The organism is Streptomyces sp. NPDC000410 (assembly GCF_040300305.1).
Classification (GTDB): Bacteria; Actinomycetota; Actinomycetes; order Streptomycetales; family Streptomycetaceae; genus Streptomyces.
Genome location: NZ_JBEPDM010000002.1, coordinates 286,855 through 304,273 on the forward strand (window position 1 = coordinate 286,855; position 17,419 = coordinate 304,273).

Annotated in this window: 13 protein-coding genes; 11 read left to right on the forward strand and 2 right to left on the reverse strand. The window is 69.7% G+C overall.

Translation table 11 applies throughout. The features are described from left to right. Positions 1-73 precede the first annotated feature (73 nt). The 3 genes from ABT342_RS04640 to ABT342_RS04650 all read left to right on the forward strand — a co-directional run bounded on the left by ABT342_RS04640 (position 74) and on the right by ABT342_RS04650 (position 6,300). A complete protein-coding gene (locus ABT342_RS04640; protein ID WP_351566939.1) occupies positions 74-2,308 on the forward strand; it encodes a glycosyltransferase family 4 protein in 2,235 nt (744 codons plus the stop codon). Between the two features lie 199 nt (positions 2,309-2,507). After that, positions 2,508-4,007 carry an SDR family NAD(P)-dependent oxidoreductase gene (locus ABT342_RS04645; RefSeq protein WP_351566942.1) on the forward strand — a complete coding sequence of 500 codons (1,500 nt, stop codon included), beginning with the start codon at positions 2,508-2,510 and terminating at the stop codon, positions 4,005-4,007. 154 nt (positions 4,008-4,161) lie between these two features. Then, positions 4,162-6,300, forward strand: coding sequence for a CDP-glycerol glycerophosphotransferase family protein (locus ABT342_RS04650; RefSeq protein WP_351566945.1), 2,139 nt, complete (start codon positions 4,162-4,164; stop codon positions 6,298-6,300). 81 nt (positions 6,301-6,381) lie between these two features. Here the strand turns inward: ABT342_RS04650 and ABT342_RS04655 are convergent, their stop codons facing one another. Then, positions 6,382-7,947 carry a hypothetical protein gene (locus ABT342_RS04655; RefSeq protein WP_351566948.1) on the reverse strand — a complete coding sequence of 522 codons (1,566 nt, stop codon included), beginning with the start codon at positions 7,945-7,947 and terminating at the stop codon, positions 6,382-6,384. A 323-nt stretch (positions 7,948-8,270) separates the two neighbouring features. Between ABT342_RS04655 and proB the strand changes: the two genes are divergently transcribed. The 5 genes from proB (at position 8,271) to ABT342_RS04680 (ending at position 13,407) form a co-directional block, all read left to right on the forward strand. Beyond that, positions 8,271-9,398, forward strand: a complete 1,128-nt coding sequence (gene proB / locus ABT342_RS04660) for a glutamate 5-kinase (RefSeq protein ID WP_351566950.1) — start codon at positions 8,271-8,273, stop codon at positions 9,396-9,398. Between the two features lie 162 nt (positions 9,399-9,560). After that, positions 9,561-10,079: a DUF8830 family protein gene (locus tag ABT342_RS04665; protein WP_351566953.1), complete on the forward strand. Its 519-nt coding sequence runs from the start codon at positions 9,561-9,563 to the stop codon at positions 10,077-10,079. Positions 10,080-10,293: 214 nt separating this feature from the next. Beyond that, the gene (locus ABT342_RS04670; protein WP_351566956.1) at positions 10,294-11,577 is read left to right on the forward strand and encodes a glutamate-5-semialdehyde dehydrogenase; all 1,284 of its coding nucleotides are present in this window, start codon (positions 10,294-10,296) and stop codon (positions 11,575-11,577) included. Between the two features lie 66 nt (positions 11,578-11,643). Beyond that, entirely contained in the window at positions 11,644-12,258 is a 615-nt protein-coding gene (locus ABT342_RS04675; RefSeq protein WP_351566958.1) for an SCO2584 family spore wall biosynthesis protein, read from the forward strand. A gap of 78 nt (positions 12,259-12,336) precedes the next feature. Further along, complete coding sequence (locus tag ABT342_RS04680) at positions 12,337-13,407, forward strand: SCO2583 family membrane protein (protein ID WP_351566961.1); 1,071 nt, start codon at positions 12,337-12,339, stop codon at positions 13,405-13,407. 12 nt (positions 13,408-13,419) lie between these two features. Here ABT342_RS04680 and ABT342_RS04685 read toward each other — a convergent pair whose 3' ends face one another. After that, on the reverse strand, positions 13,420-14,493 hold the full coding sequence (locus tag ABT342_RS04685; RefSeq protein WP_351566964.1) for a M48 family metallopeptidase: 1,074 nt from the start codon (positions 14,491-14,493) through the stop codon (positions 13,420-13,422). A gap of 225 nt (positions 14,494-14,718) precedes the next feature. Here ABT342_RS04685 and ABT342_RS04690 point away from each other — a divergent pair, with 225 nt between their 5' ends. The 3 genes from ABT342_RS04690 to ABT342_RS04700 are packed head-to-tail and all read left to right on the forward strand — an operon-like array spanning position 14,719 to position 17,232. Next, positions 14,719-14,880: a hypothetical protein gene (locus ABT342_RS04690; RefSeq protein WP_351566967.1), complete on the forward strand. Its 162-nt coding sequence runs from the start codon at positions 14,719-14,721 to the stop codon at positions 14,878-14,880. 38 nt (positions 14,881-14,918) lie between these two features. After that, positions 14,919-15,536 carry a nicotinate-nucleotide adenylyltransferase gene (nadD, locus tag ABT342_RS04695; protein WP_351566969.1) on the forward strand — a complete coding sequence of 206 codons (618 nt, stop codon included), beginning with the start codon at positions 14,919-14,921 and terminating at the stop codon, positions 15,534-15,536. 19 nt (positions 15,537-15,555) lie between these two features. After that, entirely contained in the window at positions 15,556-17,232 is a 1,677-nt protein-coding gene (locus ABT342_RS04700) for an LCP family protein (RefSeq protein ID WP_351566972.1), read from the forward strand. Positions 17,233-17,419: the final 187 nt, after the last annotated feature.

Below are 17,419 nucleotides of genomic sequence, written 5' to 3' on the forward strand. Positions count from 1 at the left end.
CCGACCCTCATTCCCGTCTAGTAGGCGGGGGTGGGGCGGCAGGATGCCCCGGCTGAACTGAACGGAGCGTCGAGTGAAGGTCTCCTTCCTCATCCACACGATTTACGGCATCGGCGGCACCATCCGCACCACGCTCAACCTCGCGGAGGAGCTCGCCGACCGGCACGAGGTGGAGATCGTCTCGGTGTTCCGGCACCGGGACGTGCCGCTCTTCGCGATCGACCCCCGCATCACCGTCGTACCGCTCGTCGACACCCGCCCGGGCTCCCCGGCCAACGAGTCCGAGCACCCGCTCGCGCTCCGGCCCGCGGAAGCCTTCCCGGCCCGCGAGGCGCGTTTCAAGGAGTACAGCGCGCTCACGGACGAGCGGGTGCGCGACCACTACGCGGCCGCCGGCGCGGATGTGGTCATCGGAACCCGGCCCGGCCTCGTCGCGTACGTGGCCCAGTTCGCGCCGAAGGGCGCCGTGCTCATCGGGCAGGAGCACATGACGCACCATCACCACAAGCCCGAACTCCGCGCCGAGATGCGGGATCACCTCGCCGCGCTCGACGCGTTCGTGACCGTGTCGGAGGGCGACGCCGCGGTCTGGCGGGAGCGGATGCCGCTGCCGGACACCCGCATCCTGTCCATCCCGAACAGCGTGCCCGAGCCGATGGTCGCCCCCGCCGAGCCGGACGGGAGGACGATCGTCGCGGCGGGACGGCTCGCCTCGGAGAAGCAGTACGACGTGCTGATCAAGGCATTCGGCAAGGTCGTCGCCGCCCGGCCCGAGTGGACCCTGCGCATCTGCGGCTGGGGCAACCAGAAGGACCGGCTGCGCGCACGCATCGACGAGCTGGGCCTCTACAACAGCGTGTACCTCATGGGCCCCCGCTCGCCGATCGAGCCGGAATGGGTCAAGGGCGCGATCGCCGTGTCCACCTCGCGGCACGAGTCGTTCGGCATGACCCTCGTCGAGGCGATGCGCTGTGGGCTCCCGGTCGTCAGCACCGACTGCGACTACGGGCCGCGCGAGATCATCGCGGACGGGGTCGACGGGCTGCTCGTGCCGGTCGGCGACGCGGACGCCGTGGCCCAGGCGCTGCTGCGGCTCATCGACGACGAGGAACTGCGCGGCCGGATGGGCGCGGCGGCACGGGAGAACGCCCGCCGCTTCGACCCGGGCCCGGTGGCCCAGAAGTACGAGGAGCTGTTCGCCGAACTCGGCGCGAGCCCGGTTCCGGCCACCTCGCCCACGGGGCCCGGCCGGGCGGCCGGGTCGTCGGGGTCGGCACCGGCGTCCGGGTCGCCTGCGTCGGCCGGGTCCTCCTCGTCGTCTCCGTCCGCCGGGTCGGCAGAGGCGGCGCCGTCGTCCTCCTCCGCCGCGTCGGCTCCGTCGGTTTCGTCGGCTGCGTCAACCTCCCTCATGCCGATCGCCGATTGCGTCGCCGAGTCCGACGGCCGGCTGACCGTACGCCTGATCTCCCCCGAGTCGGCAGTCGCCGCCTACCCGGGACTGCGGCTCGTATGCACCGACCTCGCCAAGGAGGCCGAGGAGCGTGTCTATCCGTTCGCGGCCGACGGCACGGCGACCGTCCCCGCGGGCGAGGACTTCGCCGACGGCACCTGGGTCTGCCACGCGGACCACCCGGCCTCCGGCACGCGTGTCGGCATCCGGGCCCGCGCGGTCGACCAGCGCGGTTCGATGACCGCCGTGCGGCGCGTCACACCCGCCGAGGGTGTCCGGCATCTCGTCCCGCTCATCCGCGCGCCCAAGAACCTGCTCGTGCTGCGTTCCTGGGTGCGACCCCTGCACGCGGAGGCGGGAGACATCCGCGTCGACGGGCCGAACGTGACCGTGTCCGGACGCTTCTACGGTCCGGCGGAGCTGGGGGAGCGGCCCGTCCTGCTGCTCCGCCGGGGTGGCGCGGAGCCCGCCGACCTGGAGTTCCCCGCTGTCCGGGAGGGCGCGGACGGCTTCCGGGCCACGCTGTCCTGCGCGACAGCGGTCGAGCGTCGCCGGTCCACCGGACCCGCCGGGTCCACCGGCCCCGGCGGACCCGCCGGTCGGGAGAAGGAGAGCTGGGAGCTCTGGCTGCGCCACACCCCCGACGCGGCCCCGGTCAGGATCGCCAGGCTGCTCGACGACGTGGTGGCGAAGAGTCCCGTCTTCACGTATCCGCCCGTGCTTCTGCACCGGACCCGCCCCCTCCTCCTGCTCCGCCGCGCACTGCGCAGGCTCCGCTCCCGGCCGCAGCTGATGGTCGCGGCCAGGCTCGCCTACGACCCGCAGAACGCGTTGGTACTCGATGTCACTGACCAGTGAAATCGCGGTTACCGGCGGGCCGCACACGTGTGGCGTCGCTCACCCCGACGAGCCGCCGCGGCAGCGCCAACATCCCTGGCCACCCGGTGAACAGACGGTTTCGGGAGGGTGCCCGGCGCCGCGTAGCCGCCTTGCGGGACGGTCACGGAGAGTGCGACCATCACACCGTCCCCCAGTCATCGCAAGGTAGAGGTCGTCTGTGTCCGTGCCGCACGAAGCCAAGCCCCGCACCACAGCAGTCGTGCTTGCCGGTGGTACCGGTCAGCGGGTGGGACTCGCGATCCCCAAGCAGCTGCTGAAGATCGCTGGGAAGGCTGTCATCGAGCACACCCTGACGATCTTCGAGCACGCCGAGGCCATCGATGACGTGATCGTGCTGATGGCGCCGGGGTTCGTACCCGACGTGGAGAAGATCATCGCCAAGGCCGGGCTCACCAAGGTCACCAAGGTGATCGAGGGCGGCTCGACCCGCAACGAGACCACGGAGCGCGCGATCGAGGCCCTGAGCGAGGGCCTCGCCGAGGGCCAGGACCGCAACGTCCTCTTCCACGACGCGGTGCGTCCGCTGCTGTCACAGCGAGTGATCGCCGACTGTGTGGACGCCCTGGAGCGCTACCAGGCCGTCGACGTCGCCATCCCCTCCGCGGACACGATCATCGTGACCCGCACCCATGGTGAGGACGGCGAGTTCATCACCGACGTCCCCGACCGCTCCCGGCTGCGCCGAGGCCAGACCCCGCAGGCCTTCAAGCTCTCCACGATCCGCCGGGCCTACGAGATCGCCGCGGGCGACCCCAACTTCCAGGCCACGGACGACTGCAGCGTCGTGCTCAAGTACCTGCCGGACGTGCCGATCTACGTCGTCGCGGGCGACGAGTACAACATGAAGGTCACGCAGCCGGTCGACGTCTTCATCGCCGACAAGCTCTTCCAGCTGGCCTCCACCGCCGCCCCGCGCCAGGCCGACGAGGCCGCCTACCGTGAGCTGCTGGCGGGCAAGACCCTGGTCGTCTTCGGAGGCTCGTACGGCATCGGCGCGGACATCGCCGCTCTCGCCGAGCAGTACGGTGCGAAGGTCTACGCCTTGGGCCGCTCGACCACCGGCACCCATATCGAGAACCCGGAGCACGTGGACGACGCGCTGTCCAAGGCGTATTCGGAGAGCGGGCGTGTCGACTACGTGATCAACACGGCGGGCGTGCTCCGCATCGGCAAGCTCGCCGAGACCGACAACGCGACCATTCAGGAAGCGCTGAACGTCAATTATCTGGCGCCCGTCCAGATTGCACGTGCATCGTACAAATACCTGGCGGAGACCAAGGGGCAGCTGCTCCTCTACACCTCTTCCAGCTACACCCGAGGCCGCGCCGAATACAGTCTTTACTCATCGACGAAGGCGGCTATGGTGAATCTCACCCAGGCCCTCTCCGACGAATGGGCGGCCGACGGTATCCGGGTGAATTGCGTCAATCCCGAGCGCACCGCGACGCCCATGCGAACCAAGGCGTTCGGACAGGAGCCGGCCGGGACGCTGCTCTCCTCCGAGGCCGTGGCCCGGACCTCGCTGGACGTGCTGCTTTCCGAGCTGACCGGCCATGTCATCGACGTACGGCAGCAGGATCCGACCCGCGGGGCGACCGAGGCCTCGGACTTCGAGCAGGCTCTGGCGTCCGTGCTGGACCGCCAGGAAGATGTGTAATACTTTGCCATTGCTATTCGGGCCTCTGTGGTCGCTTCGAGCTTCGAGCGAAAACAGAGGCCCGAGTGCGTGAAGCTCCCTCTTCACACATTCCTTATACGTCCCAATGTGTACTTGAACGTGAATCAACCGGCACCTTTGGAGCAGGTTCTTCGTGATTTCGACCGCCATTCGCCTGGCACGTGTGGGCAGCCGGTCAGAGCTGGCCGCCGCAGTCCTGATGGGACTGGGCTATCCGTGCGTGATGATCGCCGCGCTGATCCCGAACATCTGGTTCTTCGCGGCCGCCGCTCTCGTGACCTATGTCGCGGACTGGTACCTGCATCAGCGCGGCAGCTATCTGATCAACCGCCTCAGCAAGGTCCGGGCAGGGCTGCCGATCCGCTTCCTGCTCCGCCAGCTGCTGCTGATCCTGCTGCTCGCCCGGGAGAACCTCGCCGAGCAGCCGCTGTTCTACGCGACGGTCGCCTGCTTCCTGCTCTTCTACGGTCTCCAGGCGCCGCAGGGCGCCCTCGCGACCCTCATCCGGCTGCGCCGGACCATGCCGGTCATCACCCGTAACGTCGACCTCAACGCCGTACGCATCCCGGACGCCCCGCCGCGCGCGCTGCTGCACCGCTCCGGCGAGAAGATGCTGCACCTCGACATCCCGGCCATGGCCGGTGTCCTGATCGCGGCGGCCACCGGCCGCGACATCATCGGTTTCGTCGGCACCGCGCTCACCATCGGCCTCGGCCTGCTCTACACCCTCGCCCTCGTGCCGTATCTGCGACGGGCGCGCCGCGTGCCGTCCGGGCCCGCCGTGCTCAAGGCCGTGCAGAAGTGGCTGAGCGAGTACCAGCCGACCGTCGCCCTGTACTTCTCCGGCTCGGACGAGTCCGCGTACCAGGTCAACATGTGGCTGGAGACGATGGAGCAGCTCGACGGCCGGCCGATCGTCATCATGCGCGAGCGCGTCCTCGTCGAGAAGCTCAACGAGACGTCCGTCCCCGTGCTCTGTGTCCCCGGCGGCCAGCACCTGATGGCGATGAAGCTCGACACCGTCCGGGTCACGCTCTACCCGGCCAACGTCGGCAAGAACATCCACATGCTGCGCGTGCCGACCATGAAGCACGTCTTCATCGGCCACGGCGACAGCGACAAGCTCGCCAGCGTCAACCCCTTCTCCAAGGTGTACGACGAGGTGTGGACCGCGGGCCGGGCGGGCCGCGACCGGTACGCGCTGGCCGACGTCGGTGTCCGCGACGACGACATCGTCGAGGTCGGCCGCCCGCAGCTGGCCCCCATCAAGACGTGGACCGGGGCGCCCAAGAACCCCATCCCGACCATCCTGTACGCCCCCACCTGGGAGGGCTGGGACAACAACCCCGGCAACACCTCCCTGCTGCTCGCCGGCGAGAACATCGTCCGGCGGCTGCTGGAGGCCGAGCGGCCGGTCCGGGTGATCTACAAGCCGCACCCCTTCACCGGCATCCGCAACAAGAAGGCCCTGGCCGTCCACGAGCGGATCATGGCGATGGTGCGCGCCGCCGCCGCCGAGCGCGCGGGCGACCCGCGCTGGGCCGAGCAGGCCGCGGCCGCGCAGTCCGACCAGGCGGCCGCGCGCGCCGAACTGGCCCGTATCGACTCCGAGCTGGCCGAGCTCAGCAAGCCGGGGCGGGCCGGCGGCGACGAGGCCGAGGTATCGCGCGTCTCGCTCGCCGACCCCCAGCGGCTCGCCGAGATCAAGCAGCTGCGGGCCGAGTGGAACGAGGCGTACTGGCGCACCTCCGGCTGGTGGGAGCACAAGATCGTCACGGGCTCCGAGCCCAAGCTGTACGACTGCTTCAACGAGTCCGACGGCATGGTCTCCGACATCTCCAGCGTCGTCTCGGACTTCATCGCGAGCGGCAAGCCGTACGCCGTCACGGACTCGGCGGAGCTGGGCGTGGAGGAGTTCAAGCGGCAGAACACGGCGGTACGGGCCGCGGTCATCCTCTCCAACACCGCCGAGGAGCTCGACCAGCTGCTGGCCGCCGTGGCCGACCCGGCCGCCGACACCCAGGCGGACGCGCGCGCCGAGCTGAAGAAGTACCTGCTCGGGCCCGACGAGCCCACCTCCATCGAGCAGTTCGACGCGGCGGTGCAGGCGCTGACGGCCAAGGCCGAGGCGCGCAACGCCGGTGTGGAGCAGCGCATCGGGGAGCAGCCGATCGGCGAGCTCGACCGGGAGTCGGAGACCGGCGCGGGTGGCCCCGAGGGCAACGGCACCGAGGGCAACGGCGCCGAGGCACCGGCCACGGTGGCCCGCTGACCTGCCGAACCGCGAGCGGCCCGTAAGTCCCCGGCAAGAGGGGGCTTACGGGCCGCTGCGTGTGCCGTGGGCGTCTTCCTGCTACGGCCTGGCGAGGATGTCCTGGATCTTGTGGGCGTAGATCACGCGCTTCGGGGCGTGCTCGGAGACCGACCACAGCAGCGGCGACTTCTTGGTCGCCTTGCCGTGCTCCACGTAGAGGTCCTCGGGACCGACGGCGGTGGGCACCGGACGCCCGGACGTGACCAGCCCGCGCTTCCAGTCGAACGTGGCCCGGATGATCTTCCCGTTGGCGTGCAGATTGCTCTGGTTCAGGTAGTACACGCCGTCGTGGTGCGCGGCGCCCTGAATCCCCTCGGCCGGGAGGTAGTAGCCCCAGGCCGGCGTCTTGGTGACACCGCCGCCGGAGACGAGCCTGCCGGACTTGGAATCGATCGCGTAGCCGGTGAGGCGGCCCGTGGACGGGTGCTTGTCCGTGGGGCGGCAGTACTCACCCATCACCAGCACGTGCGGTGAGACGGACCGGTCGATCGAGAGGTACGAGGACTTCGGAGCGCCGCTGGTCGCGCAGTAGGTGATCTTCTTGCCCTTCTTGATCACCTTGCCGTTCCGGTCCTTCGTGTCCTTCTCCTTGGCCTTGTTGTACTGCTTGGCCTTGAAGGTCCAGGTGGCGACCTGCGGCATCACGTAGCGGTAGCCGAAGCTGTACCAGGTCTTGCCGTGCCGGCCGATCTTGTTCTTGCCCTTGGCCGTGATGTCCGTCTTGTACCCGCCGGCGACCTTGTCCTTCGTGCTCGGCTTGTTGTCCGGGTCGAGATCCATGATCTTGCTCATGTCGAAGACCCGGATGCCGTTGTAGGTGTCGGCGACGTACAGGTAGTTCTTGTACCAGGCCATCCCGCCGATGTGGATGCCGTTCTGGCCCTTCTTCTCGTTCGCGTGGACCGCGTCGAAGTTGATCTTCTTCGACTTGTCCACGTACGGCCACACCAGGAGCGCGTGGCGGTACTTCTTGGTGGCCGGATCGACGAAGGTGATCCGTACACCCTTCTCCTGGCACTGGTCCGACTCCTTCGCCCCGCAGCCGTTCTTGCGGCCGGGGTTGATGGCGTCGTACGAGCCGATCAGGATGGGGCGCTCGGTGCCCCACTTCTCGTCCTTCGTGGCGTCCGAGACCCCGGTGACGGCCTGGGGTATCCATTCCTTGCTCTTGGCGTCGGCGCTTTCGAAGCAGTACTTCTTGGCGGGCGGCAGAGCCTTCGCCTTGCCGCCTGTATCGAAGGGGTCCGTCGCGCACTTCCCGCCGGGGTTCAGGTCGCGATTGGCGTACTTGAGGATCTTCTGGACGCCCTGCTTGGGGAGCGCGGCGTCCAGCTTGGCGACCCGCTTGCCGAGGGCGGCACCTGACTCGAGCTTGAAGTCGGCGGTCCTGGCGGCGGAGCCCGCGCCGGGCCACGACAGTGTGGCGATCGCGGGTGACGGCTCCTCCGCGGCAAGGGCTGTTGGCTGCTCGGCCCCCGTGGCCGTTTCTTCGGTCATGAGCGTGGGGTCGGACTCAGGGGCCTCGTTGCCCATGGCGGGGATGACGAGGAGGCCCGCGGCGACCGCGGCTACGGCGCCGGCGGCGATCATCCGTCCGCGGCGCATGACCGGTGTTCGATGGTTCGACAAAGTTGTCTCCGAGACTGATGTTTGCCAATGAGGCGCGTGGATGATCGCAGAGCAAACATTGCGGGGACAAACGGAGTTCGGCCTCTGGACGAGGGTAACACTGCCTGGTCACAGGGCCTTTGAGGGATCGTCACAAATGAGGGGAGTGGCCGTTCCGGCCCTTGCGGTGTTTCCGTGTGCAAGGGGGTGGCGCGTATGGCGTCTCCGGCAGGGACGCCGTCCCGGGACGCCGGCCGGGTTCCTGTCCATCGGGTGAAATGGATGCGCGCCGACAGCGGCCCCTGGCATAGATTCGCCATGTGAATGTGGCAAGGCAGTACGTAACGGAAGCTCGCAGGATCGTCGTCAAGGTCGGCTCGTCCTCGCTCACCACGGCCGCGGGGGGCCTCGACGCCGACCGTGTGGACGCCCTCGTCGATGTACTCGCCAAGGTCCGCAGTGGCGGCGAGAAGGAGATAGTGCTGGTCTCCAGCGGCGCCATCGCCGCCGGGCTCGCCCCGCTCGGCCTGGCCCGCCGCCCCAAGGACCTGGCCCGCCAGCAGGCCGCCGCCAGCGTCGGCCAGGGCCTGCTCGTCGCCCGCTACACGGCCTCCTTCGCCCGCTACGGCGTCCGCGTCGGACAGGTGCTCCTCACCACCGACGACACCAGCCGCCGCGCCCACTACCGCAACGCCTACCGCACCCTCGACCAGCTCCTCGCCATGGGCGCCGTCCCGGTCGTCAACGAGAACGACACCGTCGCCACGGACGAGATCCGCTTCGGCGACAACGACCGGCTCGCCGCTCTCGTCGCCCATCTCGTACGCGCCGACCTCCTGGTCCTCCTCTCCGACGTCGACGGGCTCTACGACGGCGACCCCAGCAAGCCCGGCACCTCCCGGATCGCGGAGGTCCGCGGACCGGAGGATCTGGAAGGCGTCTCCATCGGCTCCGCGGGCAAGGCGGGCGTGGGCACCGGCGGCATGGTCACCAAGGTCGAGGCCGCCCGGATCGCGGCGGCCGCGGGCGTCCCCGTCGTCCTCACCTCCGCCAGCCGCGCCGCCGACGCGCTCGCCGGGCGCGACACCGGCACCTACTTCCGCCGCACCGGCCGCCGCTCCGCCGACCGGCTGCTGTGGCTCGCCCACGCCTCCACCCCGCAGGGCTCGCTGACCCTCGACGACGGCGCTGTCCATGCCGTCGTACAGGGCAGGAAGTCCCTGCTGCCCGCCGGAATCGCGGCCGTCGAGGGCGAGTTCAGCGCCGGAGACCCGGTGGAGCTGCGCGACTCCGAGGGCCGGGCCGTCGCCCGTGGCCTCGTGAACTTCGACGCCAAGGAGATTCCGCAACTCCTCGGCCGCTCCACCCGCGAACTCGCCAAGGAACTCGGCCCCGCCTACGAGCGCGAGGTCGTGCACAGGGACGACCTCGTCGTCCTGCACCCCTGACCCGCCCCTGCCGCTGAAACGGCTGAAAGTCCCGCCTGCCGACAAGGACCTTTACCAAAACCGCCACACGCCCGGCCCCGGGCTGGTCAACTTTGTCAGGGGGATTTTGTCAGGGGGGCAAGGCGAGGTTCAGCACCACAACGCATCAACAGGAGGCCGCTGGTGAGACGAGCGCGCCCAGGGGCGGCGCCCCGAGGGACAGGGGGCACCACCCGCACCCGCAGGGGCGTGGGGGAGCAACGAGCCCTCACCAGCGTGGAGGCGGGGGCCGACTTCGGCGATGACTTCGACGACGAGCAACCGGGCCCCGGCCCGGACCCGAACGGCAAGGACGGCGTGATGTCCAAGCTCTGGCACATCACCCTCTGCGTCTCGGGCGCGGAGGCCCCGCTCCAGGAGGTCAGGCGCGGGCTCGAACAGCTCGCCCACGACCATCCCTTCCTGCTGACCAGCCGTTACGCCAACGATCACGCGGAGATCCGCTACTGGGAAGAAGCCCGGGACCTGCACGACGCCGCCGCGGTGGCGCTGCGCCTGTGGGGAGAGCACCGCTCCAGCGCCCAGCTGCCGCCCTGGGAGATCGTCGGCCTGGAGGTCATCGACCGCGAGACCTACCACCAGCGCGTCGCGGAGGGCTACGGCCCGCCGCCCGCGGCCCCGGTCGGCGTTCACCCGTTCTGAGCGCTTTCCGACCCGCTCCCCGATTCGTTTCCCGATTCGCTTCCGCAGTGATGCCGGGGAGCGGTTTCCGGACAGGCCCCGGTACGGCACCGGGGCCTGTCCCGTCCTGTCCGCTCCTGTCCCCGCATGTCCCCTCCCGTTCTCCGTCTCGCGTCCTGTCTCGTACTGCGGGATACGTGCGGGATGCCCGCAGGCCGCGCATTACCCTGCGGACATGACCTCGCTCTCCTCGAACGACAACCTCACCCCGGTCGCCCAGGCCGCCCACCGGGCCCGCACGGCCGCAGCCGAGATCGCGCCACTCCCGCGATCGGTGAAGGACGACGCCCTGCTGGCGATCGCCGACGCCCTCGAGGTCCGTACCGCCGAGATCGTCGAGGCCAACGCCGAGGACATCGCCCGCGCCCGTGAGGCCGGCACCAGTGAGGCGATCATCGACCGGCTCACGCTGACCCCCGAGCGGGTCCGCGCCATCGCCGCCGACGTCCGCGACGTCGCCGCGCTGCCCGACCCCGTCGGCGAGGTCGTCCGCGGCTCGACCCTCCCCAACGGCATCGACCTGCGCCAGGTCCGCGTGCCCCTCGGCGTCGTCGGCATCATCTACGAAGCCCGCCCGAACGTCACGGTGGACGCCGCCGCGCTGTGCCTGAAGTCCGGCAACGCTGTTCTTCTCCGTGGTTCCTCCTCCGCCTACTCGTCCAACACCGCCCTGGTGAAGGTCCTGCGCGACGCCGTCGAGGGAGCCGGCCTGCCCGCCGACTCCGTCCAGCTCGTCCCGGGCGAGAGCCGCGACTCCGTACGGGAGCTGATGCGCGCCCGCGGCCTCGTCGACGTGCTCATCCCGCGCGGCGGCGCCTCCCTCATCAAGACCGTCGTCGAGGAGTCCACCGTCCCGGTCATCGAGACCGGCACCGGCAACTGCCACGTCTACGTGGACGCCCAGGCCGACCTCGACATGGCCGTCTCCATCCTGGTCAACTCCAAGGCCCAGCGCCCCAGCGTCTGCAACGCCGCCGAGACCCTCCTCGTCCACCAGGACATCGCCGACGCCTTCCTGCCCCGCGCCCTGGACGCCCTCGCCGAGGCCGGCGTCACCGTCCACGCCGACGAACGGATCCAGGCCTACGCGGAGGGCTCCAAGGCCACCGTCGTCGCCGCCACGCCGGAGGACTGGGAGACCGAGTACCTCTCCTACGACATCGCCGCGGCCGTCGTCGACTCCCTGGACAAGGCGGTCGAGCACATCCGCCTCTGGTCCTCCGGTCACACCGAGGCCATCGTCACCACCTCCCAGGCCGCTGCCCGCCGATTCACCCAACTGGTCGACTCCACGACCGTCGCCGTGAACGCGTCCACCCGCTTCACCGACGGCGGCCAGTTCGGCTTCGGCGCCGAGATCGGCATCTCCACGCAGAAGCTCCACGCCCGGGGGCCGATGGGCCTCCCGGAGCTGACCTCGACGAAGTACATCGTGACGGGCGACGGTCACACCCGGTGACGGAGGAGTGCGGGCAGTTGCCCGCACTCCCTGCCCAAAACCCCGGCCCAGGTCTACTCTGAAGGCGTGCCGGACGACGTGGGGGGCAGGCCGTTCCCGGACGGCTGGGAGCCCGACGACGACCGCGGTGGCGCGGACCAGGACTTCGCCTCCGTGGTGTTCGACGAGGACTTCGTACGGGCCGCCGAGATCCACGAACCGTCCGCCGTCGAGCGACTGCTCGCCGCGGCCGAGGCACGTGCCGAGGCCGAGGCCGCCCGCGCCAGGGCCGGCGCGGGCCCCACGGACGACGACCTCTACGAGGACGGCTACGGTCCGGGCGGCGAATACGGCCGTGAGCGCCCGTACGACGACGCGTACGACCCGATGGACCCCGACGACCGGGACACCGGCCCCTACGGCCCGCACGGCGGCGCTTTGCGCCCGTACCGCGGCACCGCCCGCTGGCACCGCCCGGTCGCCTGGGTTCTCGCCCTGGTCATGGGCATCGGCATGGTCGCCCTCGCTTTCACCGCCGTGTATCGAGGAGCCTCCGGCAACCGCCAGGACCGGGTGCCCCAGCCCGCCACGACCGGCATCGACGTCCCCTCCCGCACCTCCGCCCCCGACCGCGTGACGAGCCCGTCCGCCTCCGCGGAGTACTCAGCTCCGCCCGTTTCCGCGGTGCCCCGCACCCCCTGACGGGTCGCGTGGGAGCTTGTCGGAACTTGACCCGCGGCCCGGCGTTTACGTGTGCTTCTCCCGACCTACTCTGAAGGTATGGCAGGGCGTGGAGACCCACCTGAGGGGACACCCGAGGGGCTCCCCGGCGGAGGTGAGGACGAATACCGGTCCGTCGTCTTCGACGAATCGTTCGTCCGCGCTGCCCGACTTCAGGAGTTCTCCGCGCAGGAGCGGATGGCCGACCATGCCAGGGCCGTCCGCAGCCTTCCCAGACGGAGGGTGCGGGGCGGGTCGAAGCAGGCCCTGCTGCTGGTCCTGCTGATCGCCCTGGCCTTCGGCACCGCGATCTACATGGGCGTCCGCCACCCCTATCAGCCGGCCCCCGCCCAGCCCGCCGAGCCACTGCGGAGCACGGTCATCCCGCTCGCGCCCGTCGGCCGTGTACCCGGCGGGGAACCGGCCGAGCTGTACGCCCACGGCCCCGCCGCCCAGTTCGGCAAGGGCGCGGTCGGCATCACCCTTCCGGGCGCCCGCCGCACCAAGAACTTCTCGGACAGCCAGGTCATGACCGCGCTGACCACCGTCAAGGACTACCTCGTGGAGTCCTCGCTCGCCCCCGATGTGCTCACCGGCGTCGCCGTGCAGCCTGTACGGATACTGATCGATCCCGATCAGCTGGACCAGTTCGACCGGTCCATGGCCACCCCGGTCCACGACGGGCGACACGCCGCGACCGGCTGGCTGGTCCGGTTCGACCCCGCGAAAGTCGCGCTGGCCGACCCCGAGGTGCGGGTCCAGGGCACGATGCGCGTCAGCGAGACCGGACCCGACGCCCTCGAAGTGACCTCGGACCACACCTTCGCCTACGCCCTGCGCCCGGCCGGCGGGGCCCCGACGGACGAAGCCTCCCTGTTCACCGTCCGCCGTGAACTGCACTTCCGCTTCGACCGCGACGATCTGCGCACCCACCGGGCCGAACTGTTGTTCAGCTACGTGCAGGCCGGGCCGATGGCCTGCTCGTCCGATCCCTCGGGTGCGCTGCGGCCGCTGCTGGCAGGCCAGCGGACAACCCCCGAGGGCCCGGCGGCCACCGACCCGTACGAGACGGGCCGAGCCGCCGTCGCGCTCTGTGGCGTCCTTGCTCCCAGCGCTCAGCCCTCGCCCTGACGGCCGTCGCGCTCAGCCCTGCCCCTGGCCTCCTTCGGCCTTGCCGTCGCCATTGCTCGAGCCTCCCGCGCCGGTGAACTTGTCGCGCAGCCGGCCGCCGAGGTCTCCCGCGCCTCCGGCTATGTCCCCGACCAGCTTCATCAGCGGATCCTTACTGGTCCGCACCGACTCCGCGTAGTGGGAGGCCGACTCGCGGAAGGAGTCCGTGACCGACGTGTCCTTGTCCTCCGTGCGGCGCGGGTAGTGACCGTCCATGATCCGCTGGTAGTCGCGGCTCTCGGACCACTTCTTCAGTTCGGCGGCGCGCACCGTGGTGAACGGGTGCGAGCGCGGCAGCATGTTGAGGATCTTCAGTACGGAGTCCCGCAGATCGCCCCCCGCCTCGTACTCCTCCGCCTGCGCCAGGAACGCGTCGACATTCATCTCGTGCAGATGATTGCCGCCGGCGATCTTCATCAGGCCGCGCATCGACGCCTGCAGATCCTGGCCCACGAGCAGCCCGGCACGGTCCGCCGACAGCTCGGACTTGCGGAACCACTCCCGCAGCGCTGTGACTATGGCCATGATCGCCACATTGCCGAGCGGAATCCAGGCGACCTTCAGCGCGAGATTGGTGAGGAAGAGCAGGATCGTGCGGTAGACGGAGTGCCCGGAGAGGGCGTGGCCCACCTCGTGGCCGACGACGGCCCGCATCTCCTCCTCGTCCAGCAGCTCCACCAGGCCGGTGGTGACGACGATGATCGGCTCGTCCAGGCCGATACACATGGCATTGGGCACAGGATCCTGGGTGACGTACATCGGCGGGACCTTCTCGAGGTCCAGGATGTAACAGGCGTCCCGCAGCATGGCGTTGAGGTGGGCGAACTGGGCGTCGCTCACCCGCACGGAGTCGGAGAGGAAGAGCAGTCGCAGGCTGCGCTCCGGCAGCAGCCCGCTGAGCGCCTTGAACACGGTGTCGAAGCCGCTGAGCTTGCGCAGGGCCACCAGCGCCGAACGGTCCGCGGGATGCTCGTACGCCCGGGAGGAGATGCCCGGGAAGCGCTTGCGCTGCCTGCTCGGCACCTTCTCGTGACTGCTGTCGGTCATAGGTTGCCCCCTTGTTCCTTACGAGTGCTGACTCGTCCCCCTGACAGATCCAGACTAGGTGCTGGGCCGTGATGCGGCGGGGGCCTGTGGATAACTCGAACCGGCGCCGGGAATCGGCGGCGACGAACCGACAACGACTGAGTCGGCGTGAGCGTGCCCGTACCTCCCGCATACGATGTGCGCGAAGTCTCCGCTCCGACCCCCGACGAGAAGGTCCCGCAGAAGATGAGTCTCGCCAGCACCGCCGCCAACCTGGTCACGATCGCCGAGGGCGCCGAGGGCGGTGGCAGCCACGAAAGTCTCAACCCCTACGTCACCGGTGGCGGCGCTCTCCTCGTGCTGCTCCTGCTGCTGTGGGTCACCACCCGCTTCAACCGCGACCGCTGAGGCAGGGCCGGATCGCCGTGCCAGTAGGCTCTGCACGCATGGGACAGCAGGAAGTGCCTACCGGCCACGGCAAGCGCCGACTCGGCGTGATGGGTGGGACATTCGACCCCATCCACCATGGACACCTGGTGGCCGCCAGTGAGGTGGCCGCCCTGTTCCACCTCGACGAGGTGGTGTTCGTACCGACCGGGCAGCCGTGGCAGAAGAGTCACAAGGTGGTTTCTCCAGCTGAGGACCGCTATCTGATGACCGTCATCGCCACGGCGTCCAACCCGCAGTTCTCGGTCAGCCGCATCGACATCGACCGGGCCGGGCCGACGTACACGATCGACACCCTGCGGGACCTGCGGTCGCTCAACAGCGACTCGGATCTGTTCTTCATCACCGGAGCCGACGCGCTCGCCCAGATCCTCACCTGGCGGGAGTCCGAAGAGCTGTTCTCGCTCGCCCACTTCATCGGTGTCACCCGGCCGGGCCATGACCTGACCGACGACGGTCTGCCCAAGGGCGGAGTCTCCCTGGTGGAGGTGCCCGCGCTGGCGATCTCGTCCACCGATTGCCGGGCGAGGGTCGCGCAGGGGGACCCGGTCTGGTATCTGGTGCCGGACGGTGTGGTGCGCTACATCGACAAGCGCCAGTTGTACCGCGGCGAGTGAGCCTCGGAGAGGGGCACCGGTGAACGACCAGCAGAACCCGTACGACCCGTACCACCCGCAGCAGCCGCAGATCATCGGCTACGACGAGTACGGGCAGCCGGTGTACCAGCACCCCCAGCAATCGCAGGGCTACGATCCGTACGCGCAGCAGCAGCAGCAGCAGCAGCAGCAGCAGCAACAACAGCAGGGGTACGGCTATGACCCGTACGCCCAGCAGCAACAGCATCCGTACGGCCAGCAGGGTTACGGCTACGGGTACGAGACCGGTCAGCAGCCCGCGGCCGCCGCCGTCGACGCCACGCAGCAGTGGAACATCCCGCAGCAACAGCAACAGTCGGCGCAGGTGCCCCATGCCGAGCCCGAACCGCAACCGCAACCGCAACAGCCTGCCGTGCCCGGCCCCCGCCGACCCGCGTCCGAGGGCCCCGAGCGAGGCGACCGCGAGTACCGCACCGAGCAGTTCTCTTTCATAGAGGAGCCGGACGAGGACTCCGAAGACGTCATCGACTGGCTCAAGTTCACCGAGAGCCGCTCGGAGCGGCGTGAGGAGGCCAAGCGTCGCGGGCGCAACCGCGTCGTGGCCCTCGTCGTCGTACTGGCCCTGGCTCTCGTCGGTGGCGTCGGCTACCTCTGGTACGCGGGCAAGCTGCCCGGAACCTCCAGCCCCGGCGACGCGCGGAACACCGCCACCGGCCCGCAGAAGCGCGACGTGATCGTTCTGCATCTGCACAACACCCGGAAGGGCGGCACCTCCACCGCCCTGCTCGTCGACAACGCGACGACCAAGCAGGGCACCACCGTCCTGCTCCCCAACGCACTCTCCGTCGCCAACGACGAGGGCATCACCACCACGCTCGGCAAGTCCGTCGACGAGGACGGCTCGACCGGCACGCGCGAGGCGATCGGCACCCTCCTGGGCACCAAGATCACCGGAACCTGGCGGCTGGACACTCCCTACCTCGAGAACCTGGTCGAGCAGGTCGGCGGCATCGACATCGACACCGATACCGATGTGCCCGGCGCGAAGCAGGGCGAGGCGCCGTTGGTGAAGAAGGGCGAGAACCAGACGCTCAACGGGCGTATGGCCGTCGGCTACGCCACCTACCGTGGCTCGGGCGAGGCCGAGGCCAAGCAGCTGCAGCGTTTCGGCCAGGTGATGTACGGCGTGCTGAGGAAGGTTTCCAGCGACCCGCAGGGCGCGACGATGACCATCGAGACCCTGGCCCAGATTCTCGACCCCTCGCTGCCGGAGAAGGACCTCGGCGCCTCACTCGCCAAACTCTCCGAGTACGCCAAGGGCGGCGACTACAAGACCGCCGTGCTGCCCGTACAGCAGGACGGCACGCTCAGCCAGGAGGCGAGCGCAGGCGTGGTCAAGGACATCCTGGGCGGCAAGGTCAGCGCCCCGGAGCAGGGTGCTGCGGTACGTGTCGGCGTACGGAACGCCAGCGGCGACGCGGACGCGACCGAGGCGGCGAGGATCACCCTCGTCAATGGCGGTTACGCGTTCGTCGACGCCGGCAAGGCAGACACCTCCTCGTCCTCGCAGGTCATCTACGGCGATGACGCCCGCAAGCCGCAGGCCGTGGAGGTCGCCAAGACGCTCGGCCTCCCGGACGACGCGGTGGAGAAGGGCAAGGCGGCGCCGAACGCGGACGTCACGGTCGTTCTCGGTGGCGACTACAAGGTCAAGTAACACCGGCGCCCTGCCCGGCAACGCCCCGGCGGGCCGGGCGGGCCGGCCCGCCGGCCCCCGGTCCGCGAGCGCGGGAGCCCCGCCCAGCCGTGCCCGTGCCGGTGCCCGGAGCGGGGCGGCGATAAACACGGCGTGGGGTATCGGTGGTCCGTGAGACCCTGGAAGAGTCTTGACCGCCGACGAAAGC